General features: G+C 60.4%; 16 protein-coding genes. 8 read left to right on the top strand and 8 right to left on the bottom strand.

Features of this window, described 5'->3' with window-relative positions; all coding sequences use genetic code 11:
• Positions 1-7 precede the first annotated feature (7 nt).
• Both UCMB321_RS13245 and UCMB321_RS13240 read left to right on the top strand, forming a co-directional pair.
• Positions 8-3,295 carry an adenylate/guanylate cyclase domain-containing protein gene (locus UCMB321_RS13245; protein ID WP_209437168.1) on the top strand — a complete coding sequence of 1,096 codons (3,288 nt, stop codon included), beginning with the start codon at positions 8-10 and terminating at the stop codon, positions 3,293-3,295.
• A gap of 116 nt (positions 3,296-3,411) precedes the next feature.
• Positions 3,412-4,461 carry a patatin-like phospholipase family protein gene (locus UCMB321_RS13240; protein WP_040067405.1) on the top strand — a complete coding sequence of 350 codons (1,050 nt, stop codon included), beginning with the start codon at positions 3,412-3,414 and terminating at the stop codon, positions 4,459-4,461.
• Between the two features lie 26 nt (positions 4,462-4,487).
• Here the strand turns inward: UCMB321_RS13240 and UCMB321_RS13235 are convergent, their stop codons facing one another.
• Positions 4,488-7,031 (bottom strand): sialidase family protein, encoded by a 2,544-nt coding sequence (locus UCMB321_RS13235; RefSeq protein ID WP_040067403.1) that lies wholly within the window; start codon positions 7,029-7,031, stop codon positions 4,488-4,490.
• A 549-nt stretch (positions 7,032-7,580) separates the two neighbouring features.
• On the opposite strand from UCMB321_RS13235, the gene UCMB321_RS13230 reads away from it, so the two are divergent.
• A complete protein-coding gene (locus UCMB321_RS13230) occupies positions 7,581-8,930 on the top strand; it encodes a hypothetical protein (RefSeq protein WP_040067584.1) in 1,350 nt (449 codons plus the stop codon).
• A 67-nt stretch (positions 8,931-8,997) separates the two neighbouring features.
• On the opposite strand, the gene UCMB321_RS13225 is transcribed toward UCMB321_RS13230, so the two are convergent.
• Positions 8,998-9,876 carry a LysR family transcriptional regulator gene (locus UCMB321_RS13225; RefSeq protein WP_040067401.1) on the bottom strand — a complete coding sequence of 293 codons (879 nt, stop codon included), beginning with the start codon at positions 9,874-9,876 and terminating at the stop codon, positions 8,998-9,000.
• 154 nt (positions 9,877-10,030) lie between these two features.
• Between UCMB321_RS13225 and UCMB321_RS13220 the strand changes: the two genes are divergently transcribed.
• Complete coding sequence (locus UCMB321_RS13220; RefSeq protein WP_040067581.1) at positions 10,031-11,023, top strand: NAD(P)H-quinone oxidoreductase; 993 nt, start codon at positions 10,031-10,033, stop codon at positions 11,021-11,023.
• 73 nt (positions 11,024-11,096) lie between these two features.
• Here the strand turns inward: UCMB321_RS13220 and UCMB321_RS13215 are convergent, their stop codons facing one another.
• On the bottom strand, positions 11,097-12,011 hold the full coding sequence (locus UCMB321_RS13215; protein WP_084614991.1) for a MurR/RpiR family transcriptional regulator: 915 nt from the start codon (positions 12,009-12,011) through the stop codon (positions 11,097-11,099).
• Positions 12,012-12,201: 190 nt separating this feature from the next.
• Between UCMB321_RS13215 and ggt the strand changes: the two genes are divergently transcribed.
• Complete coding sequence (gene ggt, locus UCMB321_RS13210) at positions 12,202-13,959, top strand: gamma-glutamyltransferase (protein ID WP_084614989.1); 1,758 nt, start codon at positions 12,202-12,204, stop codon at positions 13,957-13,959.
• Positions 13,960-14,048: 89 nt separating this feature from the next.
• Here the strand turns inward: ggt and UCMB321_RS13205 are convergent, their stop codons facing one another.
• Positions 14,049-14,783 (bottom strand): helix-turn-helix domain-containing protein, encoded by a 735-nt coding sequence (locus tag UCMB321_RS13205; protein WP_040067396.1) that lies wholly within the window; start codon positions 14,781-14,783, stop codon positions 14,049-14,051.
• A 114-nt stretch (positions 14,784-14,897) separates the two neighbouring features.
• Here UCMB321_RS13205 and UCMB321_RS13200 point away from each other — a divergent pair, with 114 nt between their 5' ends.
• Positions 14,898-15,572 (top strand): YebB family permuted papain-like enzyme, encoded by a 675-nt coding sequence (locus UCMB321_RS13200; protein WP_084614987.1) that lies wholly within the window; start codon positions 14,898-14,900, stop codon positions 15,570-15,572.
• Between the two features lie 13 nt (positions 15,573-15,585).
• Here UCMB321_RS13200 and UCMB321_RS13195 read toward each other — a convergent pair whose 3' ends face one another.
• From UCMB321_RS13195 to UCMB321_RS13180, 4 genes are all read right to left on the bottom strand, one after another.
• Complete coding sequence (locus UCMB321_RS13195) at positions 15,586-16,134, bottom strand: cupin domain-containing protein (protein ID WP_040067393.1); 549 nt, start codon at positions 16,132-16,134, stop codon at positions 15,586-15,588.
• Positions 16,135-16,360: 226 nt separating this feature from the next.
• The gene (locus UCMB321_RS13190) at positions 16,361-17,644 is read right to left on the bottom strand and encodes an NAD(P)/FAD-dependent oxidoreductase (protein WP_040067391.1); all 1,284 of its coding nucleotides are present in this window, start codon (positions 17,642-17,644) and stop codon (positions 16,361-16,363) included.
• 52 nt (positions 17,645-17,696) lie between these two features.
• Entirely contained in the window at positions 17,697-19,187 is a 1,491-nt protein-coding gene (locus UCMB321_RS13185; protein ID WP_040067390.1) for an aldehyde dehydrogenase, read from the bottom strand.
• A gap of 73 nt (positions 19,188-19,260) precedes the next feature.
• The gene (locus UCMB321_RS13180; protein WP_040067387.1) at positions 19,261-20,637 is read right to left on the bottom strand and encodes a glutamine synthetase family protein; all 1,377 of its coding nucleotides are present in this window, start codon (positions 20,635-20,637) and stop codon (positions 19,261-19,263) included.
• 280 nt (positions 20,638-20,917) lie between these two features.
• Between UCMB321_RS13180 and UCMB321_RS13175 the strand changes: the two genes are divergently transcribed.
• Both UCMB321_RS13175 and UCMB321_RS13170 read left to right on the top strand, forming a co-directional pair.
• On the top strand, positions 20,918-21,679 hold the full coding sequence (locus UCMB321_RS13175) for a gamma-glutamyl-gamma-aminobutyrate hydrolase family protein (RefSeq protein ID WP_040067385.1): 762 nt from the start codon (positions 20,918-20,920) through the stop codon (positions 21,677-21,679).
• 222 nt (positions 21,680-21,901) lie between these two features.
• The coding region (locus UCMB321_RS13170) for an ABC transporter ATP-binding protein (RefSeq protein ID WP_040067384.1) at positions 21,902-22,767 on the top strand (866 nt) is incomplete at its 3' end.

The following is a 22,767-nucleotide window of genomic DNA, read 5'->3' as shown; positions in this document are numbered from 1 at the left end:
CTGACCGATGAAGCCACTGCGCCATCACCGCCCTCCCGGCCTGTTTCAGGGCCTTCTCCAGCCCCTATTCATTACACCCCCCACCACTTGGCCGAGCGTATTCGCGCCGAACAGGCCGCCATGCAAGCCCACCGGCGAACGCAAGACCGTCACGGCGCTGTTTGCCGACATGGCCGGCTCCACGGCGCTGATCCACGACCTCGATCCGGAAGAGGCCCAGCGCCTGATCGAGCCTGTCGTCGCGATGATGATGGAAGCCGTCCACTACTACGAAGGCTATGTGGCCAAGACGCTGGGCGATGGCATCCTCGCACTATTCGGCGCGCCCATCGCCCATGAAGACCACCCGCAGCGAGCGCTGTATGCGGCACTGCGCATGCAGCAGGCCATACGCCAACATGGCGACCGTATTCGCCTGGAGAAAGGTATTCCGCTGCAAATCCGCGTCGGCATCCACACCGGTGAGGTTGTCGTGCGCTCGATCCGCACGGACGATTTGCACACCGATTACGATCCGGTCGGGCACACGATCCACATTGCCTCCCGGATGGAGGGAATCGCCGCGCCATCATCGATCCTGGTAAGCGAGTCCACCCACAAGCTGGCGGAGGGCTATTTCGAGTTCAGGACGCTGGGGGCGACCCAGGTCAAAGGCATTCCCGATCCGCTCGTCGTTTACGAGGTGCAGGGGCTCGGCGCTCTGCGCACGCGCCTGCAGGTGGCGGCACATCGCGGACTGGCCCGGTTTGTCGGCCGCCAGTTCGAGCTGGAACACCTGCATCAGGCGCTCGAGCAGGCCAAGGCGGGTCACGGACGGGTTGTCGCGGTAGTCGGTGAAGCCGGGGTCGGGAAGTCGCGGCTGTTCCATGAGTTCAAGGAACGCTCGCGGCACGGCTGTTTGATGTTGGAGACGTTCTCGGTGTCGCACGGCAAGGCCTTTGCCTATTTTCCGCTCATCGAACTGCTGAAGAACTATTTTCAGATCACCGCCCAGGACGACGAACGATGGTGCCGGGAAAAGGTCTTGGGCAAAACCCTGACGCTCGAGCGCAGCTTCGAGGATCTGGTGCCCTACCTGCTCTATCTGCTGGGTATTGGCGAGCGCGGTTCGGCGCTCGCCGAAATGGATCCTCAGATCCGCCGCGATCGCACCTTCGACGCGATCACTCAACTTCTGGTGCGCGAGAGCCGCAATCAGCCGATCCAACTGCTGTTCGAAGACCTGCAATGGCTGGATCGCGAGACCGAAGCATTCCTCGCCTACCTCATCGACCATTTGGCGAGCGCCCCGCTCCTGCTCCTGGTGAACTATCGGCCTGAGTATCAGCCCGTGTGGACGCGCGCAGGTCACTGCAGCCAACTGCGGCTCGAACCGCTGGCCCCGGCCGAAGCCCAGGGACTGCTCGCGGCACTGCTTGGGGATGACCCCAGCCTCGTCCCCCTCAAACAGCTCATCCTGGAAAAGACGGAGGGCAATCCGTTCTTCATGGAGGAAGTGGTGCAAACACTGGTTGAGGAGAAATCGCTGCTCGGCGAATCCGGCCGCTACCGGATCGAGCAAACGCCGGCCGCGCTGCATATTCCCACCACCGTGCAAGGTGTGCTGACCGCCCGTATCGACCGGCTCCCTGTTGCACAGAAGGAATTGCTGCAGACGCTCGCCGTCATCGGCAAGGAGTTTCCGTTCAGCTTGATTCAGCACATCCATGATGGGCGGGGCGCTCGGATGGACGACGATTTGCGCGATCTACTGGCTCGACTGGAGGCGGCGGAGTTCATTTACCAGCGGCCCGCCTTTCCGGAGGTGGAGTATTCGTTCAAGCATGCGCTGACCCAGGAGGTCGCGGGCCACTCGCTACTCACGGAGCGGCGTAGCGCACTGCACGAACGCACCGCACAAGCCATCGAGGCACTGTTCCCCACCCGCCTCGAGGATTACTGCAGCGAACTGGCGCACCACTACAGGCTGAGCGGCAATGTCCCGAAGGCCGTGGAATACCTGCACCGTACCGGGCAACAGGCGCTCCAGCACTGCGCCAATCTCGATGCGATTCGTCACCTCGGCGCGGCGCTGGAATTGCTTGCGCATTTGCCCGACACGCCCACGCGTGCTCATCAGGAACTGACATTGCTGCTCTGCCTGGGGCCGGCCTTGATGGCCGTACGCGGTTATGGTGCGCCCGAGGTGGAGGCTACCTACACCCGTGCACTGGCGCTCTGTGCGCAAGTCGGCGACGACATGCTTTTCCCTGCGCTCCTGGGGCTGCGGACTTACTACGAGTTGCGTGCGCACTACTCAACCGCGGGCGAACTGGGTGAACGATTGCTCAGTGTTGCGCAAACGGCGCAGGATCCGGACTTGCTCGTGGACGCTCATGCCGCACTCGGGGCGACATTGCTTTTCCAGGGGGATCTGCGCAATGCCCTTGAACACCAGGAGCGGGCGCGTGGCCTCTACAACCCGGACCGTCATCGTACACATGCCATTACCTATGGCATGGATCCGGGTTACGCCCTGACCTTTTCGAGCTGGTGCCTTTGGTTATTGGGTTTCCCCGATCAGGCAAGCACGCGCGGTCGGGATGCCCTTGCCCTGGCCAATAAGGTTTGCGACCCGTTCAGCCTGGCCTTCACCCTGTCGGCTACGTCGATACTGGGACAGCTTCGGCACGACGTACGACTCACCGAAGAGTGTGCCGATGCCGCCATCAAGCTTTCACTCGAACAGGGGTTTCCGTTTTATGTGGCCTGGGGGTCCATTCTCCAGGGTTGGGTTCGCACCGAGCAGGGAAACATCGACGAGGGAATCGCCCAGATAACCCAGGGTATCGCCAGCTACCAAGCCGCTGGAGCAGAGCTGGGATGCTCTTATTTTCTGGCCCTGCTGGCCGCGGCTCACGGGCGCGTCGGGCAGCCGCAGGCAGGATTGGGAGTCGTGAGCGAAGCGCTGGCCATGGTGAACAGAACAGGCGAGCACTTTTACGAAGCAGAGCTGTACCGCCTCAAGGGAACGCTTGTTCTCCAGGGTTCGGGCGAAGCCAGACTGGACTCTTCCGTGCAGCAGGAAGCACAAGCCTGCTTTCAAAAGGCGATCTCGATCGCTCGACAACAAGGGGCAAAGTCACTCGAGCTACGAGCCACCGTGAACCTTGCTCAGCTATGGGAAACACGAAACAAGGAAGCGGCCAGGCAAATGCTGGCCGACATCCTTGGCTTCTTCAGCGAAGGCTTCGACAGCGTCGATGTACTACAAGCCAAGGCACTGCTCGATGCATGGGGATCAAGCGGGGGGTGAACGATCGATGACGTGCGGTGCGCAATGGCGCATCGGCGTGTCGTCGACGAGCGCGTGACGGGGCGAAGCGCCGCAGCAAGTTCCGATTCGGCTCAGCACTGACGAGGAGACCAAGCGTGACCACGAACACTGGTAATCGTCAGGGCAGTGATGAGCGTAAGCCGGTCGCGCTGGCTTTGCAGGGCGGCGGAATGCACGGTGCGTTCACCTGGGGCGTGCTCGATCGGTTGCTCGAGGACGGCAGGCTTGCCATTGAAGGAGTGAGCGCAACCAGCGCCGGCGCGATGAATGCCGTCGTGTTGGCCTACGGCATGCTGCAGGGTGGCGAGGCCGGCGCGCGCCAGGCGCTGCACGATTTCTGGTACGCCGTGGCGCAGTCCGCCGAGCGCCATAACCCGTTGCGCTGGATGCCATGGCTGAAAGGGACGCACAGCTTCGGGCTGGACCATTCGCCCATGTATACGTTCGCGGACATGGCGCTTCGTCTCTTCTCGCCCTACCAGTTCAATCGCCGCAACTTGAGTCCGCTGCGCAATGTGCTGGAAAGGCAGGTCGATTTCGCCGCTTTGCGAAAGCAATGTCCGCTCCACCTCTATCTGTGCGCGACCAATGTCGAGACGGGGAAGATCCGCATCTTTTCGGGCGATGACGTCTGCGCCGAAGCGGTGCTTGCTTCGGCCTGTGTGCCGACCTTGTTCCAGGCGATCACGATCGACGGCCAGCACTACTGGGATGGCGGCTATATGGGCAACCCGGCCATTTTCCCGTTGATCTACCACTGCAATACGCGCGATGTGGTGATCGTCCACATCAACCCGCTCGTTCGCCCCGGCGTGCCCATTACGGCTGCCGATATCCTCAATCGCATCAATGAAATCAGCTTCAACTCGTCACTGATGCGTGAGATGCGCACCATCGCCTTTGTCACCGACCTCATCCAGCAGGACAAGGTCGATCGCGACGAGATGAAGGAAATGCTGATCCACTCCATTCGGGCCGACGAGGCGATGTGTGCGCTCAGCGTGTCCAGCAAATACAACGCGGACTGGCGCTTCCTGTGCGGACTGCACGACAACGGACGACGCGAGGCCGAGGCGTGGCTCACGGAGAACTACCACAATATTGGCGAACGGTCGAGTATCGACATCCGAAAGGAGTTTCTTTGAACGCCGGCATAGGACGGGACATTGGCCTAATTTTCCCCTTTGGTGTTCGAGGTGCTTGGCTGCTGGTTACCCGTCTTCTCAACTACGCCTTTATTCCCGAGGCTGAGGGAGTATTTCAGGGCTCGTTTCTGCTGGGTGCGGGTATCCGGCAAACCGATGGTCTCCGGGTTCGAAAAGCCGGTGGGGTCGGTGGGGTGAGTGAAGTTGGCGCGATTGATCGCATCAAACAGGAAACTGAAACCTTGTTTCAGTGAGCTCTGGGCGATGCCGTGACAGCCCATGCAGCCACCCATGGTATGGCTTTGAATGCTGTGATCATAATCCGGCACCAGGATGTTCTTGACGTCGCGCGTATTGGTCAGGATGTTGGTGTTCGGAATGGGGAATGAGTTGCTCCCGCGAAACAGCTGAATCCCGGGTTGGCTGCTTTCGACCATGATGTTGGCCAGGTAATAGTCCGGATCGGTTTCAGTGCTCGACGGGATGGCCTGCACCCCTTTGAGGTGGTAGTACTTCCAGACCGAATTGTTGAACTCGCTGCTGGCGTTCATCAGCTGCTTGACCTGGTCGTTGACCGCCGTGACTTCGGAATAGACGGTTTGCGGTTGCACCACACGGATCGGTCCGGCCTGCCCCTCGGGGATCCCGTTGCTGCCGGAGTAGATGGGCGGCGTTTGCTTCGCCTTGGCGACAACGCCTATGGGCAGGGTCACCTGATGGGTTGTGTTGCTGTCAGAAGAGAAGGTAGCGACCGACGCTGAACCGGGAGAGTAGGCAATCTTGTCATAGTTGGCGATATAGTAGAGCCCGGTCGGCGAGCCGTCGGGCAACGTCAGGGCATCCTCATGCTCGAACGTGGCGAATATGAAGGTCGGGTAGTTGGGCGTCTTATGGATGATATGCAAGGCTACCAGGGCGTATTCTTCGTTGTAGGCCACCGGCTCACTGTCCTTGCCGTGATAGGTCACCACCGTCGCCGTAAGGTAGCGCGCGCGTTGCGACGGCGGAATGTCCGCCAGCTTGCGCCATGCCGCCTTGACCTCCAGCGCGCCGTCGGGCAGGACGATATGAGGCGGGTATCTGTCCAGGCCTCTCGCATACTCGTAAATGACCGGATTCGCCTTGGCCTCAAACAGGATCTGGCTGTCGTTTGAAGGGGCATAGTCGCGCCCTTTCATGGCCGCTCGCGGAGGGTTGACCGGGAAAAATATCGCGTTTTGCCCTATTTGGGTCGCCTCGTCCAGATTGTTGTAATGATTAAAGCTGGCGCCTGGCGCCAAAGGTATAACCTTGCCCTTGCTGAAATCCGTATAGCTATATTGCGGGCTGGAAGCAAACGGCCGCGTAGGGCCGCCTACGTGGTTTTTCCCTAGCGCCAGCCCCGGAAACAACTCGGTACGGTGGGCGAAGGTTTGCCACAACAAGGGACTGGGAGAATGTGACACCTTGCCCGAATCGGCAAAGCTGCTACGGGGATTGCCGACGCCGCGGTTAGCTGGCAACGGAGTGTTGGCCGCATTGTTCAGTGCGATAAAGCTGCGCCAGGCGAAAGTCGCGTAGTCAGTATGGCTAAGGCCTGTCGCCAGATCCGCAGGCAGTTGCGGGTTGTCTACGGTTAAATCGCTTGCGGTAATGGCATAGGACACGCCCAATCCCGACGGAAAGCCACCCTTCCCAGCGAGGTTCCTGGAGAAATACGGATCCCAGTGCAGCCCATCGTTTGAATAAAACGTATTGGTGTTGCTGCTGATAAACACACGCCCACCAATCATCGTTGCACTATTCAGGAAGCCCTTGGGGCCCTTGCCTATTATACCCGCCAGCTCTTGCTTCGCTCCCCAGTTGCCGGCCCGGTCGTAGGTGCGGGTGAACATGGCGCCATTTTCAAAAGCGTAATAGGCCCATAATTTGCCGTTATAGACGACTGGTACCATCGTCAATATCGAGTCAGCGTTTTCCTGGACCGCTACATTTTCCCGGCTCCACCGAACGCCATCAGTCGAGGTAACGTAGTAAATAGCCTTACCTGAGTTTTGGCTATAAAAGACGAATAATTGCCCGTTATATACGACAGGTTTGTTATTGACGGCTGTATGGACGGTATTGATAAGACTGGGATCGGACCAGGCGGTGCCATTTTCGGAGCTGATGGTCTTCAAGCGACTCTGGGGATCGGCAAACGTCAGTACCAGTTTTTGTTTGAATACGCTCACTGAAACATCACTGAATATGCTATCCACAGGAATTGGCTTTTCCTTGGACCAGCTTTTCCCGTCCGACGAAGTGGAAAAATGGATATTTTTTTGATCATCATTATTGGACCAAAACATATACACTTTGCCCTTGAACGACTGCACCGAAGGTATATAAAAAGCAGGGGACTGGAATGACACTACACTCGTCGAAGAAGGCTTGCCGCCTGGGGCATCTGGAGTGTCAAAGACATCGACCGTGATCCCCACACCTTGTTGCGGCGTCGCGATGAGCACACTCTCCGCATAAGCCGATGAGACCGCCAATAAACTGCACAGGCACAGCATCAATCGACTGAGTATTGCTTTGACGTTCATCTATTTCACTCCTTTGAATTAGTAGCTACTACAGGCCATAGATGCGTCCTGACAGGCGTAGCCGTTCCATTGCTGAAGCGCGATCTGCATGGGCAGCGAAGCGTCCAGACTCAACCGTTTTTGTATGCCCCCTCCGTTGCATTAGCCATGTAATCGTCGAAATCGACATCGGTATCTATAAGTAGATGCGCGAGGGATTGTACAGACATAGTGTCAGCCTCCTAGCCAATGAAAAATTCACATCCGATGTATTGTCGAACGCCCCAGCTTTTACAGACACAGGTTTAACAGCAGCGTTTTCCAGCATAGGTAGCCATTTAACATCCGTCTAGTGATCTGCGCGATTAATCCATTTATCTATTGATATCATATAGTTGATATGAAAAGGATGGCACTTTCCTGGAAATGGCCTACACCTGATAGCAAGGAAGAACAGCAAGCGATCGACAGGAGTCGATAAATGGCATCCCTCACCCCCTCCTCCTCCCCCCCGCATTGACGGACACCGGCTCAAACAATGCCAAGCGTTTCCCGATCAAGGAGATCATGATGAAGCAGCCCCAAGGAAAGCTCACAGCATTCGCGGTGACGGCCGCCTTGTTCAGCGTCGCCGCCCAGGCCGGAACCTACCCTGACTATGGCTACGCACCACCCGCCAGCTATACCGGCGCCAAATTCGTACTCAGCCAGAGTTATCCCACCACACCGCCCAGCGGCCAGCTGCCGGCGTTCTTCAAGCAGCTGCCGGCCAAACGGGACAATAATTTTGAAACCTGGCGCGCCTACATGGACGCCGTGAAAAACTATTGCCTGGAAGGTAACGTCGACGTCAATTGGGACGTTCAGAAAAACAAGGTTCGCCCTTGGTATCACATGCCATGGCAGCACTATGGCCCACTGGGGCGCGAGGGCATTCATGGCTTGACCAAGGAAGCGCAGATTCAGGTGAAGCAACTGGCGGCTACACAAACCGCCAGCGGCCAGACCTACGCCGTGGGTATTTACAACGACATCGGCGCCTACACCATCGGCAAGGTCTGGAAAGACCCACAGAACCCTGATCCGACCTACACCTCGCAGCCCAACAGCTTCGCCAACGGTACGGTGGTGTGCAAGGCGCTGTTTGCCGACATCGACCGCAGCACCGTGCCGTTTCTGGTCAACCCGGTTTTGTGGCAGGGCTATATCACCGAGACCTTCACCTCCGCCAAGCGCCAGGTGAAGGAAGTCGCCCTGGTCCAGATGGACATCGCCGTGCGCGATACCCGCATGAGCGACACCGGCTGGATCTTCGGCACCTTCCAGTACAACGGCGCCAAGACCGGCAAGGCCGGTTGGGACAACCTGGTACCGGTAGGGATCATGTGGGGCAACGACCCGACAGAAGTCGGCAATGAGTTCACCAACCCGACACCGACCATCACCAGGATCAACAAGGCGCTGCAACAGACGGCCATCAACACCAACACCAAGGAGCTACCGCCGACCCACCTGGGCTGGAACGGTCGCCTCAACGGTCCGGTGGACAATCCCAACAGCTCCTGCGAAAGCTGCCACATGACGGCCGAGTCGCCGCAAAAGGCAATCATGAATCCGCTGTTCCAGAAAATTCCGCCAGCGGCGGGTTCGCCCTACTGGATGGAGTGGTTCCGAAACATCCCGGCGGGCCATCCGTTCACCCCGGGCACCCAGAGCACGGACTTCAGCCTCCAGATGTCAGGCGGACTGGTGAACTTCTATCAGTGGAAGTGTGACATGGGCGGGATCTACGAGAACGGCATCAACGCTTGTTCGAAAATTGCCAACATGCAGTTGAAGATGATGAAGTCCGGCAATGCGGCACCGCAGCCGATGCAGCGAGTGATCCGCGATCCAAGCCTGGAGCAACTGCTCGAGTAACAGGCGACAGCCTCCGGGCACCTGTTGCCCGGAGGCTGGCTCACGCCATCGGCAGCGATGCCTATGATCAGCCGGGACCTGCCTCGGAGAAAACCTGTACCACCTGATCGATAACGGCTCGAATCCGGGCGGTATGGCGCAAGTCTGCGTGGGTCACCATCCAGACCTCGTAGGGCCGGCTTCTCTCGCGCTCCGGCCAGAGCCGTACCAGCCCGTCCTGCTCGCCGATGTACTGGGGAATCTCGCCAAGCCCGAGGCCGGCAGCAATGGCCCTGCGCATCATCATGCTGGAGTTGACAGTGGCAACGATCCGCCCTCCGCCAGCGGGCTCGCCCACCAGCAACAGTTCCCTGCCCTCGCTGAGATGGGGTTCGTACACCACCAGATCATGCCCCATGAACGCCCTTCCCGGCTCAGGCATGCCATGGCTGTCGAGGTAGGCCCGGGACGCGAAAAGCCCCATCGGCCAACGGGCCAGCCGCCGGACGATCAGGTCGGGGTTCTCGGGCTTCTGTGTGCGTATGGCGATGTCCGCCTCGCGCCTGGAAAGGTTCAGCAGTTGCGAGGAACTGTTAAGCACCACGCGCACCTCCGGATGCTCGGCATGCACCCGGGCCATGGCGGGGATGACGAAGTCAACGGCGAGGAAATCGGTGGTGGTCACCCGCACTTCACCCGACAGTGCCTTGTCCAGCCCCTGGGTCCTGCGCATCAGCTCGGTGGCGGCCGCTTCCATGCCCTCGGCGGCTTCGAATGCGGCCTCGCCGGCCGCGGTCAGCAAATAGCCCGTGGACGTGCGCAGGAACAGCATGGAGCCCAGGTTGCGCTCCATCACGGCGATGCGACGCCCAACGGTCGCCTGGTCGACGTGCAGCGCCCGTGCCGCCCCACGTAGCGTCTGCGCTCGGCCAAGCGCCAGAAACACTCGGGCATCGTCCCAGTTCATGGGGTTTGCTCGTGATGCATTTATGCATCCTCCAGATGAAATAACACTGCACGACTGCATCATACAACGTGACTACCATGGCGAGCATCCCAACCTGATCCCATCTACCGAGGAAGCCAGCATGCGTGAACTCAACACCCCCATCCCCGAGCACATGACCGCCATCGAGATCACCCGGCCGGGTGGCCCCGACGTGCTGGTGCCTGTGCAACGGCCGACGCCGCAGCCCGGCCCTGGCGAAGTACTGGTTCGCGTCCTGGCAGCCGGTGTGAATGGGCCTGATGTTCTGCAGCGCCAGGGCCTGTACAACCCGCCGGCCGGTGCTTCCGATATCCCTGGGCTGGAAATCTCGGGGGAGATCGTCGCCCTTGGCAGCGCCTCCAGCCGTTTTGCCATCGGCGACAAGGTCAGCGCCCTGGTCCCGGGTGGCGGCTATGCCGAGTACGCCGTGGCCGACGAGCGCACGACGCTGCAACTGCCCAAGGGCTTGAGCCTCATCGAGGCGGCGGCACTCCCGGAAACCTTCATGACCGTGTGGGTCAATCTCTTCCAGCGCGGCCAGTTCAAGCAAGGCGAGACCCTGCTGATCCATGGCGGCGCCTCCGGGATCGGCACGACGGCGACCCTGCTGGGCAAGGCATTCGGCGCGGCGAAGATCATCACCACAGTGGGCAATGAAGAACAGCGTCAGGCGAGCCTGGCGTTGGGGGCCGACCTGGCCATCAACTACCAGCAGGAGGACTTCGCCGAAGCCGTGATGAAGGCCACCGACGGCCGAGGCGTGGATGTCATCGTCGACATTATCGCCGGCGACTACGTGGCCCGGAACTTCCAGGCTGCCGCGCTGAACGGGCGCATCGTCCAGATCGGCGTTATCAAGGGGGCGGCGAAGGAACTGGACCTCGTCCCCCTGCTGACCAAGCGCCTGACCCTCATCGGCTCGACCCTGCGCTCGCGCAGCCCTGACGAGAAGGCACAGATCATCGCCGAACTGGAAGCGCAGGTATGGCCGCTGATCCAGGCCGGCAAGATCAAGCCGGTGATCTTCCAGACGTTCAGGCTCGAACAGGCCCGCCAGGCGCACGAGCTGATCGACAGTGGCCGTCATATCGGCAAGATCGTCCTGACCTCAGCGCACCTTGGCTGAATGATGGGAAAAGGGACACCCACCACGTTCGGGAGCTAGCCCTGCGAGTCTCCCAACAGGCACGCTCGCTGTGCTAACGCTCATTGTCATTGGTGATCTCTTGCCATACCGCTTCCAGCTTTTCCAGGCGTTCACGAGCGCGCCCCCCCAAGGAGTCGATCAGCTCGGAAACCAGCCGCTCTACCATGGCCATAGCCGGCACGAACGTAATGTAGGGCGAGGTGCTATCAACCTCGCACGTCAGCACATGCTTGGAGACTTCGGCGATTGGCGACAACCAAGGGTCTGTGATCAATATGACGGTCGCACCGTGCTTGCGGCAGGCCCGGGCAAAACGCACGCTGTCCGCCTGGTAGCGGCGAAAGTCGAACATCACCAGCAAGTCACGCTTGCCGATGTCCAACAAACGGTTGGCCCACTCCGTGCCACCCGGCACATAGCTCACCTGCTCGCGCAACTGGGTGAGCATCTGCGCCAGATACTGCGCCAGCATGCCGCTGAAGCGGCCGCCGGCGCACAGGATTCGCCGATCCGGATCGGCCAGCAGAGCCACTACTTTCTTGATCTCGGCCGGCGTGGTGCGAGCGAAGGTCTGACGCAGCCCCTGCTCGAACCCCGCCAGCGTGCTCTCTAGCTCCCCCATGCGGTGCGTTACCTGGTGCGACTCGTACCTCTGCAAGGGCGAGGCCGCGCTCTGCTGCACCTCCTCATGCAGGCATTGATGAAAATCCGGATACCCGTTGAAGCCCAAATGGCGCACAAAACGTACTACGGTGGCTCCGCTCACCTGTGCGCGAGCCGCCAGCTCGGCCACGGTCTTCAAGCCAGCACTCGGATAGCTGGCTAGCAACACCTTGGCCAGGCGTTGTTCGGACGGCGACAGCCGCTCCATCGCCGCGTAAATCATGGCGTGAACAGTCATTCCGTTCTGATCCATCTCCCCCCCATACTCAGCAACCGTCTCGTCCCTGCAACGTGAAACGTTCATTTCATAAACTCATTTCAACAACATAATGAAACGTTTTTGACGTTTCATGAAAAATTGTGCAGCATGCAACGGCTGTTTCATAACTAGCAAAAATTATACGCGTGAAACGCCACTCAACACCTAGCTACAGGAGATAAGGATGAAATCCCTACCGCTGCCTCCCAGTAAGCCTCGACAGGCTGCGGCCCTCATGGCCGCTATGCAATTGGTCTTTTATATCGGCGCCAGTGCCCTGAGTGCGGATGCCCAAGCCGCCAGCGAACCGGCGGTGGAAGCCAGGCACGGCATGGTGGTGAGCTCGCAGCGCCTGGCCTCGCAAGTGGGCGTCGATATTCTCAAGATGGGCGGCAACGCGATCGATGCCGCGGTAGCCGTGGGCTATGCGCAAGCCGTGGTCAACCCCTGCTGCGGCAATATCGGTGGCGGCGGCTTCATGACCCTGCACCTGGCCGACGGGCGCGACACGTTCATCAACTTCCGCGAGACCGCGCCAGCGGCGGCCACCGCCAATATGTACCTGGACGACAAGGGCAACGTGCGCAAGGACGCCAGCCTGGACGGCTATTTGGCCGCCGGCGTACCCGGTACGGTAGCCGGACTGGATCTGGCGCTGCAAAAATACGGCAAGCTGACGCGCGCCCAGGTGATGGCGCCGGCCATCAAGTTGGCGCATCAGGGCTTCGTGCTGACCCGCGCCGACACCGACATCCTGGACGCCAAGACGCAGGGTTTGCGCAAAGACCCGGTGGCCGCGCGTATCTTCCTGCGTCCGGACGGCAGCCCGTTACAGCCGGGCGACCGGCTGGTGCAGAAGGATCTGGCCAATACGCTGGAAGCCATCTCCAAGCACGGGCCGGACGCCTTTTACAAAGGCCGCATCCCGCAGGCGGTCGAGCGGGCCTCCAAGCAAGGCGGAGGTATCCTGACCGCGCAGGACTTCGCCAATTACAAGGCGGTGGAGACCGCTCCGCTCAGTTGCAGCTACCGGGGCTATACCTTTATCTCTTCGCCACCACCGAGCTCCGGTGGCACCGCGATCTGCGAGACCCTCAACATCCTCGAGGGCTACGATCTGAAGGCCATGGGCTATGGTTCGGCGCAACAGGTACACACCCTGACCGAAGCGATGCGCTACGCCTACGTCGACCGCAACAATCTGCTGGGCGACCCGGCCTTCGTGCATAACCCGCTCGACAAGCTACTGAGCAAGGACTACGCGGCGCAGACCCGCCTGCATATCGAGGCGGACAAGGCCACGCCGTCGAAGCAGGTTCAGCCGGGCATGGAGCCGCATGAAAAGCCGGAGACCACCCACTACTCGGTGGCCGACAAGGACGGTAACGCGGTCTCCACCACCTACACCGTCAACGGCCTGTTCGGCGCCGGCGTGATCGCACCGGGCACCGGCTTCCTGCTCAATGATGAAATGGATGACTTTACCGTCAAAGTGGGCGAGCAGAACCTGTTCGGCCTGGTGCAGGGCGTGACCAACGCGATCGCGCCAGGCAAGCGTCCGCTATCGTCCATGTCTCCCTCCATCGTCACCAAGGACGGCAAGCTATTCCTGGTGCTCGGCTCGCCGGGCGGTTCGCGCATCATCACCGCCACGCTGCAGTCGGCGCTCAACATCATCGACTACGGCATGGAACCGCAAGAAGCGGTGAGCGCTCCGCGTATCCACCATCAGTGGCTGCCGGATCAGGTGTCGTATGAAACGCGCGGCCTGTCACCCGACACGGTGAAGACGCTCACCGGCATGGGCTACAAGATGGTCGAGCAGACGCCGTGGAGCGCGGTGGAGCTGATCATGGCCGGCATCCCGGGCGCACCGGGCCTGAAGGAAGCCACTTCAGGCAACGACGCGGCGTTGTCCGGCAAAGTGCACTCCGGCTACTACTACGGTGCCAACGACATCCGCCGCCCGGCCGGCGCAGCGATCGGCTACTAAAAGCCAGTCCTTTCCGTTTCACCCGGGCGGGGCCACCCCGCCCGTCCTGCAGCAGAGGCTAGAGAGATGAAGAGAGCCTTGCTGGCCGACTACATCCGCTTAAGCTGTCTGAATGCCTGTGGCTCCCATACACGCATCGCCAGCAGGAGCGCAGTGCCGCGTTTCTCGGACAACGGGGCGGTCAACGACTCGTTGTGAAGGGCTGCCAGCTTGCTACGCAACCGGTGCATTTCGACCTGCAACTGGGCGTACGCCGACTGCGTCAACATGCCATGGGCAAAGTCCAGGGTCTCGTCAGGCTCATCGAACCGGCTGCCCATGAAATCGGGTAACCCCTGGCGCACGAAGAAGTGCCGGATAGGGCCGTCCGGCAGCCAATCAAAGTCCCGCGCCACCAGCAACCTGATCCGGTTTCCCGGCTTCAGGTCCGCCAGGCCCATCCGCTCCAACACCAGCAGGTGCTTGATGCACTCGGCTTTCGACAGGTGGTAGGCAGACACCATGTCTTGCAGCGACCACTGGTTCAGCGCGCACACGGCCACCAACAGCAACTTCTCGTTCGAGACAAGCTGCGCTTCCTGCTCACGCGTCAGCATCTGCAGGCGCGGTGTCGACAACTCGGCCTCCTGAAGCAACTCCGCCATCGTGAGGCCCAGCAGATCACCGAACTGGGCGAGGCGCTCGACCGTCAGGCGACCGCCAGCCAGCAGGCGCTTCACGCTGGGCTCCGACAGTTCAAGCGCTTGTGCAACGTCACGATAGGTCATTCCCGCTGACTTGAGGCGCTGCTTGATCGTCGCAATGAGCTGGGTAATCTGGGTCATATAAGTATTGGAATCCGATACCAAAGGTATCATTTTAAGGAAAACTCAAGGATAAAGGTGTGAAACCTGCAACCTCCTCCCATACTGGCTCATCAAAAGAACAAGGAGACCGGTATGTTCGACAGCAGCGGGATGATCAGCACCACACCTTCGCCTGGCAGGCGCACGAATCCGCGTATCACGCCACCTGTCGCCGGAGTAGCGGACAGACCGCCGATGGGTGATCTGCAAATCGGCGACCTGGTGTTCATCCGTGTCACCGCGCGCCCCTTCCTGGAAGTGGCCAACGCCACCAACTCATGGACCAACCATGTGGGCGTCATCGTCGATAACCGCGGCGATGAGCCACTGATTGCGGAGAGCACGTTTCCTTTTGCCCGAACAACGCCGATGACGCGCTTCCTGGAACGCTCCGAACACGGGCGCTGCGCAATCGCAAGGCTGACCGCACCGCTCGACGAGCAACATCGCAGTGTGCTGGTGAAGGCCGCCAATCGCAGGATGGGTACGTTCTACGACACCGGTTTCAACATCGGTTCGCGACGCCAGTTCTGCTCTCGCTTCGTACGTGAAGTCATCCAGGAGGCGACAGCGATTCAGCTCGGCGAAGTGGAGACGTTCGCCACGTTACTGCACCACAACCCCGATCCGAAGCTCACCTTCTGGCGTTTCTGGTACTTCGGCCGAATTCCATGGCAACGCTGCACAGTCACTCCGGCAAGCGTGCTTCGAAGTCCGCATTTGCAGGTCATTTTCGACGCACAAGGGGATGCCTTGGGAACGGAGTGAGGCCGCTTTCACATCAGAAGTTAGCCGGCGTATTCGCGCTGATGATCTCTGCCTCATCCGCGCCGATATTGCGGAACCGATGCGGCAGCGTCGTCGGAAAGTAATACCCATCCCCGGCATTCAACACGCTGATCTGCCCATCGACGGTGAGTTCAACCGTCCCCCGCGTCACCAGCCCACACTCCTCCCCTTCGGCGTGCACGATCGGCTCCTCCCCTGAACTGGCGCCCGGCGCGTATTGCTCGCGCAACAAGCGCATCTGCCGACTCGGCACCGAAGCGCCAATCAGCAGCAACCGCAAGCCATCACGTCCGAGATCCGGCTGTTCACTGGCGCGGAAGACGTATTGGTGTTCGCGGGGCGGCTGGTCGAAGGTGAAGAAGTCCGCCAAAGACATGGGGATGCCTTCCAGCAGTTTCTTGAGGGAACTGACAGACGGACTGACGCGATTCTGTTCGATCAGGGAAATGGTGGCATTGGTGACGCCGCTACGCCGGGCCAGCTCGCGCTGGGACAGTTTGTAGCTTTCGCGTACTAATTTGAGTCGTGAGCCCGTGTCCATGACAGCCTTATGTGAGAACGACTGAAGGGTGATGGGGGTCGGTGGCGGGCGACGGGCGCCGCAAATCGCACCGTCCCCCTATCCCAGAAACGTGAAAGGCGGCTATTAAATCACGTTTGTTCGCGTTGCTCAGCAGGTTCGACAAATGGCCGATAAATAGAGCCGGCGCATGATCACTGTCAGTCCATGCGCGACACCCGTGGCGTGGCCGCCAGCGGGGTTGACGCTAGATCCCGAAACGGTCACGCATGGCGTAATACGCGGCCCCCATGGCGGTGAGCGGCGCCTGGAAGGTGCGGCCACCGATCATCGGCATGTGCGGCAGGGAGGCGAACGCGTCGAAGCGTTCGGCGTCGCCGCGGATCACTTCCGAGATCAGTTTGCCGGCCAGGTGCGAGCAGGTGACGCCGTGGCCGCTGTAGCCTTGCATGTAGTAGGCGTTCTTCTCGATACGGCCGAATTGCGGCATGCGTGACATGGTCAGCAGGAAGTTGCCGGTCCAGCGGTAGTCGATCTTCACGTCCTTCAATTGCGGGAAGGTCTTGAGGATTTTCGGCCTGATCAGTTGCTCGATATCGTCCGGTTCGCGGGCGCCGTAGACCACGCCGCCGCCGTACAGCAAACGGTTGTCGGCGGTCAGGCGGTAGTAATCCAGCAGGTAGTTGCAGTCTTCGACACAGTAGTTGTGGGTGATCAGGCTGCGGGCCACTTTTTCCGACAGTGGCTCGGTCACGACAATTTGCGAACCGCAGGGCATGCTTTTGCGGGTCACGCGGCTGTCGAGGTCCTGAGGCAAATAGGCGTTACCGGCGATCAGCAGGTACTTGGCCCGAACCACGCCTTTGGCGGTGCGCACGGTGATCGGCTCACCGTAAGTGATGTCCACGGCGGCCGATTGCTCGAAGATCTTGCCGCCCAGGCCGATGATGGCCGAGGCTTCACCGAGTGCCAGGTTCAGCGGGTGGATGTGCCCGCCCTGCATGTCCAGCAGGCCACCGACGTAGTTGTCGCAACCCACTTCACGCTTGATGTCAGCCGCGTCGAGCAGTGTCAGGTTCTGGTTGCCGTAGCGCTCCCAGCTGCTTTTCTGTTCGGCCAGGCCTTTGAACTGCTTCTTGTTCAGTGCGGCAAAGAGGCCACCCGGACGGTAATCACACTGGATGTCGTAGTGCTGTATGCGCTGACGGATGATGTCGGCGCCTTCGAAAATCATGCTGCCGAGCACTTCGGCCGTCTTGTCGCCGTAGCGCGCCTGGATGACGTCGACGTCACGGCTGTAGGAGTTGACCAGTTGACCGCCGTTGCGACCGCTGGCACCGAAACCGACTTTCGCGGCCTCGAGCACAGTCACGCTGTAGCCCGCTTCGGCAAGGAACAGGGCCGAGGACAGGCCGGTGTAGCCGGCGCCGATCACGCAGACATCGCATTCCACCAGCTCCTCAAGAACCGGGAAGTCGCCTGTGTGATTGCGGGTCGCGGCGTAGTAGCTGTTTACATGAACTTGTTTCATAAATTTCTCCGATGGCCGCCGGCACGCGCCGGCGACCGCCGTTGCAAAGGTGTCAGAGCTTGATCCAGGTCGCTTTGAGTTCGGTGTATTTGTCGAACGCGTGCAGCGATTTGTCCCGACCGTTACCCGACTGCTTGAACCCGCCAAACGGCGCGGTCATGTCGCCGCCGTCGTACTGGTTGACCCAGACGCTGCCGGCGCGCAAGCCGCGGGCAAAGGTGTGGGCCTTGCTCAGGTTGCTGGTCCACACACCGGCGGCCAGACCGAAGAGGCTGTCATTGGCAATCGCCAGTGCTTCCTGCTCGGTGTCGAAGGTGATCAGCGACAGCACCGGGCCGAAGATCTCTTCCCGGGCGATGGTCATGGTGTTGGTCACGCCGTCGAAAATCGTCGGTTCGACATAGAAGCCACCGGTGGCATCGAGGGTGCGCCGGCCGCCAGCGATCAGTTGGGCGCCCTGCTCTTTGCCGATCTGAATGTAGCGCAGGACCGACTCCAGCTGGCGCTGATCGACGACCGCACCCACGGTGGTCGCCGGGTCCAGGGCATGCCCCGGTTTCCAGGCTTGCAGGGCTTCCACCAGCAGCGCAATGAATGGCTCGCGAATCGAGCGCTCCACCAACAGGCGCGAACCGGCGGTGCAGACTTCGCCCTGGTTGAAGGCAATGGCGCTGGCCGCCGCTTGTGCCGCCGCGCGCAAATCCGGTGCGTCGGCAAACACCACGTTCGGACTCTTCCCCCCCGCCTCGAGCCAGACGCGTTTCATGTTGCTTTGGCCGGCGTAGATCAGCAGTTGCTTGGCAATCGCCGTCGAGCCGGTGAAGGCCAGCACGTCGACGTCCATGTGCAACGCCAGCGCCTTGCCGACGGTGTGACCGAAACCCGGCAGGACGTTGAACACGCCTTTCGGGATACCGGCGTCCAGCGCCAGCTGGGCGATACGGATAGCCGTCAGTGGCGACTTTTCCGAAGGCTTGAGGATGAACGAGTTACCGGCCGCCAGCGCTGGAGCGAACTTCCAGCTGGCCATGATCAGCGGGAAATTCCACGGCACGATGGCCGCTACGACACCGGCAGGTTCGCGGGTGATGAGGCCCAGTTGGTCGTGCGGTGTGGCCGCGACTTCGTCGTAGATCTTGTCGATCGCTTCGGCGCTCCAGCGGATCGCGTTGGCAGTCGCCGGGATGTCGATGGCCATGGCGTCGCTGATGGGCTTGCCCATGTCCAGGGTTTCCAGCAGCGCCAGTTCTTCCTGGTTGGCCAGGATCAGGTCGGCGAAACGAATCAGGATACGCTTGCGCTCGACCGGAGCGAGTTTGGCCCAGACGCCGGATTCGAATGCCTGGCGCGCGACGATCACCGCCGCATTGGCATCGGCTTCGTCGGTGCTGGCGACGTTCGCCAGAAAGCAACCGTCCACCGGGCTGATGCATTCGAAGGTTGCGCCGCTGAGTGCCGGGCGGTATTGGCCATCAATGAAGGCCCGCCCTTCTAGTGTCAAGGACTGAAAGCGTTGCTCCCAGTCGCTGCGAGTGTTTGCCATGGAAGTGACCTTACGCAGAGAAACAAGTAATCGTCAGACTGATGGCCGTCAGGTTATGACGGCCATTCGCCCATCAAACCGTGTGCAGGTACCAGTTGTACTCGAGGTCCGAGATGGAGTTCTCAAACTCGGCGAGCTCGCTTTCCTTGCACGCCACGAATACGTCGATGTACAGCGGGTCGATGTATCTGGCCATGACTTCGCTGTCGTCCAGCTCGCGCAGGGCATCGCGCAGGTTGTTCGGCAGGCTTTGTTCGTTCTGCTCGTAGCTGTTGCCTTCCACCGGTGGGCCCGGTTCGATTTCGTTGGTCAGCCCGTGGTGAATACCGGCCAGAACGGACGCCATCAGCAGGTACGGGTTGGCATCGGCACCGGCAACGCGGTGTTCGATGCGCACGGAGTCGGCGGAACCGGTCGGTACACGCACCGCGACGGTCCGGTTGTCGATGCCCCAGCTCGGCGAATTCGGCACGTAGAACTGCGCACCGAAACGACGGTACGAGTTGACGTTCGGGCAAAGGAAGGCCATCTGCGCCGGCAGGGTCTCGAGCACACCGCCGATCGCGTGACGCAGCGCGGCGTTCTGCTCGGGATCCTCGCAGGCAAAGATGTTGTTGCCTTGCTTGTCGAGAATCGAAATGTGCACGTGCAGGCCATTGCCCGCCTGGCCCGGATACGGCTTGGCCATGAAGGTGGTGTCCATCTCATGGTCGTAGGCGATGTTCTTCACCACACGCTTGAGCAGCACCGCGTAGTCGCAGGCCTTGATCGGGTCGGCGACGTGGTGCAGGTTCACTTCGAACTGCGCCGGGGCACTTTCCTTGACGATCGCGTCGGCCGGAATGCCCTGCTCTTTCGCCCCCTCGAGGATGTCTTGCAGGCAGTCGACGTATTCGTCGAGGTCGTCGATCAGGTAGACCTGGGTCGACATCGGACGCTTGCCGGACACCGGCGAGCGTGGCGACTGCGGACGACCGTTCACGTTGTCCTGGTCGATCAGGTAGAACTCAAGCTCGAACGCGGCGCAAATGGTCAGGCCCATGTCATCGAACTTGCTGACGACCTGACGCAACACTTCCCGCGGGTCAGCAAAGAACGGCTGGCCTTCAAGTTCGTGCATGGTCATCAACAGTTGCGCGGTCGGGCGCTTCTGCCAAGGCTCGATGCTGAGGGTATTGGGGATGGGGTAGCAGATCCGGTCCGAGTCGCCGATGTCCAGACCCAGCCCGGTGCTTTCCACCGTCGAGCCATTGATGTCCAGGGCAAACAGTGACGCCGGGAGATTGATACCGCTCTCGTAGACCTTGTGGAGACTGGTGCGCTCGATGCGCTTGCCGCGCACCACGCCGTTCATATCCGCAATCAGAAGGTCGACGTACAAAACCTCAGGATGTTTCTTAAGGAATGCGTTCGCTTCATTGAGCTGAACGGCACGCGGGGGTACCGACATGATGCACCTTTTTGTGTTAATTATTATGTTCACCGCCCTTTCACGCCCCCAGTCAATCCGAAAGGCAAAGTGAAGTCAATAGCGAACACCTGGCCTCTCAGCGTTATTTTTCGGGCCATTATTGGGGTGATGAAGTGCCGGATCAGCCTTGACGCACACGTAAAGCATGAGCATCTGACGCGCAGTGTTTAGGATTTTTTACATTAAGGTTGTCAATTAAAATCAACAAGGCTAAGCTCCGGAAAAGCTCGTTCAAGTGTGAAACTTCGAGGTGATAAAAATGGCACTCAAGCCATTGATCGGCGTTACTGCGTGCGTCAAACAGATTGGCCTGCACCCCTACCACGTCAGCGGCGACAAGTACCTGCGTGCTGTCAGCGTCGCGGCGTCGGGGCTGCCGGTGGTCATTCCTTCCCTGGCTGAACTGACCGAAATAGATGAGCTGCTCGCGCATCTGGACGGTTTGTTACTGACCGGCTCGCCGTCGAATGTGGAACCGTTCCACTATCAAGGCCCTGCCAGCGCACCCGGTACGGATCACGATCCGGCGCGCGATGCCACCACCCTTCCCCTCTTGCGGGCCGCCATTGCGGCGGGCGTTCCGGTGCTCGGCATCTGCCGCGGCTTTCAGGAAATGAACGTGGCGTTCGGTGGCAGCCTGCATCAGAAGGTCCATGAACTCCCCGGTTTCCTCGATCACCGCGAAGCGGATCATCCGGACCTGGCCGTGCAGTACGCAGCGGCTCATGCGGTCAACGTGCAACCGGGCGGCGTGTTCGAGGCGCTGGAGCTGCCTCGGGTGTTCCAGGTCAATTCGATTCACAGCCAAGGCATCGACAGACTGGCCCCCGGCCTGCATGCCGAAGCCGTCGCGCCGGATGGTTTGATCGAGGCGATTTCCGTCGAGCACAGCACGGCGTTTGCCGTCGGCGTGCAATGGCACCCGGAATGGCAGGTCCTGGACAACCCGCCCTACTTGAGTATTTTCCAGGCGTTTGGCGAGGCCTGCCGACAACGCGCGGCGCTTCGTGATACGCGCTGACTGACGACTTCAAGACCCACTCAACGATTTAACTGCCCCCGTGAAACAGGCGGGCGTGCCTTTGCGCGCCCGTCCTTCACGACAACAACAAACCGCGATAACAACAAGTACAACCAGGCAGCCAGGACGGCGGCGCCGAATAAGCCCGCTCGCTGCGGGCTGCAATCAACTATTAAGTCGGGCCGCGTTGGCCTGACGACTGAAACCTGTTGGGAGTTTCACATGGCAAACGCCTCCAGCACCTATAGGAAGGCTCTTGAAGGTCACCAGGCACCGAAACAGGTGCTGGTCAAGATCGACAGGGTCACGAAGAAGTTCGACGAAACCATTGCCGTGGACGATGTGTCCCTGGAAATCAAGAAGGGCGAAATCTTTGCCCTGCTGGGCGGATCGGGTTCGGGTAAGTCCACCTTGCTGCGCATGCTGGCCGGCTTCGAGCGGCCGACCGAAGGGCGGATTCTCCTCGACGGTGTCGACATCACCGACCTGCCGCCCTACGAGCGGCCGATCAACATGATGTTCCAGTCCTACGCGCTGTTCCCACACATGACCGTGGCGCAGAACATCGCCTTCGGCCTGCAACAGGACAAGCTCCCCAGGACCGAGATCGATGCCCGCGTGGCCGAAATGCTCAAGCTGGTGCAGATGAGCCAGTACGCCAAGCGCAAGCCACACCAGCTGTCCGGTGGCCAGCGTCAGCGCGTGGCCCTGGCCCGTTCCCTGGCCAAGCGGCCGAAGTTGCTGTTGCTCGACGAACCCATGGGGGCTTTGGACAAGAAGTTGCGCTCGCAGATGCAGCTTGAGCTGGTCGAGATCATCGAGCGCGTCGGCGTGACCTGCGTGATGGTGACCCACGACCAGGAAGAAGCCATGACCATGGCCGAACGCATCGCCATCATGCACCTGGGCTGGATTGCCCAGATCGGCAGCCCGGTGGACATCTATGAAACCCCCACCAGCCGCCTGGTCTGCGAGTTCATCGGCAACGTGAACGCCTTTGACGGCACGGTCGTTGATGATGCCGAAGGTCACGCGGTGATCAGTTGCAAGGACCTGGACCGCGCGATCTACGTCGGCCATGGCGTCAG

Origin of the sequence: Pseudomonas batumici, assembly GCF_000820515.1 — a bacterium.
GTDB classification, from domain to species: domain Bacteria; phylum Pseudomonadota; class Gammaproteobacteria; order Pseudomonadales; family Pseudomonadaceae; genus Aquipseudomonas; species Aquipseudomonas batumici.
The sequence above is the reverse complement of the archived record's forward strand: the minus strand, read 5'-3'. Positions and strand labels throughout refer to the sequence as shown.

Excerpts from the sequence above, each read along its gene's own strand:
- UCMB321_RS13245 (WP_209437168.1), top strand. The coding sequence starts at position 8 with ATGAAGCCACTGCGCCATCACCGCCCTCCCGGCCTGTTTCAGGGCCTT.
- UCMB321_RS13235 (WP_040067403.1), bottom strand. The coding sequence starts at position 7,031 with ATGAACGTCAAAGCAATACTCAGTCGATTGATGCTGTGCCTGTGCAGT.
- UCMB321_RS13230 (WP_040067584.1), top strand. The coding sequence starts at position 7,581 with ATGAAGCAGCCCCAAGGAAAGCTCACAGCATTCGCGGTGACGGCCGCC.
- UCMB321_RS13225 (WP_040067401.1), bottom strand. The coding sequence starts at position 9,876 with ATGAACTGGGACGATGCCCGAGTGTTTCTGGCGCTTGGCCGAGCGCAG.
- UCMB321_RS13220 (WP_040067581.1), top strand. The coding sequence starts at position 10,031 with ATGACCGCCATCGAGATCACCCGGCCGGGTGGCCCCGACGTGCTGGTG.
- UCMB321_RS13215 (WP_084614991.1), bottom strand. The coding sequence starts at position 12,011 with ATGAACGTTTCACGTTGCAGGGACGAGACGGTTGCTGAGTATGGGGGG.
- ggt (WP_084614989.1), top strand. The coding sequence starts at position 12,202 with ATGGCCGCTATGCAATTGGTCTTTTATATCGGCGCCAGTGCCCTGAGT.
- UCMB321_RS13205 (WP_040067396.1), bottom strand. The coding sequence starts at position 14,783 with ATGACCCAGATTACCCAGCTCATTGCGACGATCAAGCAGCGCCTCAAG.
- UCMB321_RS13200 (WP_084614987.1), top strand. The coding sequence starts at position 14,898 with ATGTTCGACAGCAGCGGGATGATCAGCACCACACCTTCGCCTGGCAGG.
- UCMB321_RS13195 (WP_040067393.1), bottom strand. The coding sequence starts at position 16,134 with ATGGACACGGGCTCACGACTCAAATTAGTACGCGAAAGCTACAAACTG.
- UCMB321_RS13190 (WP_040067391.1), bottom strand. The coding sequence starts at position 17,644 with ATGAAACAAGTTCATGTAAACAGCTACTACGCCGCGACCCGCAATCAC.
- UCMB321_RS13185 (WP_040067390.1), bottom strand. The coding sequence starts at position 19,187 with ATGGCAAACACTCGCAGCGACTGGGAGCAACGCTTTCAGTCCTTGACA.
- UCMB321_RS13180 (WP_040067387.1), bottom strand. The coding sequence starts at position 20,637 with ATGTCGGTACCCCCGCGTGCCGTTCAGCTCAATGAAGCGAACGCATTC.
- UCMB321_RS13175 (WP_040067385.1), top strand. The coding sequence starts at position 20,918 with ATGGCACTCAAGCCATTGATCGGCGTTACTGCGTGCGTCAAACAGATT.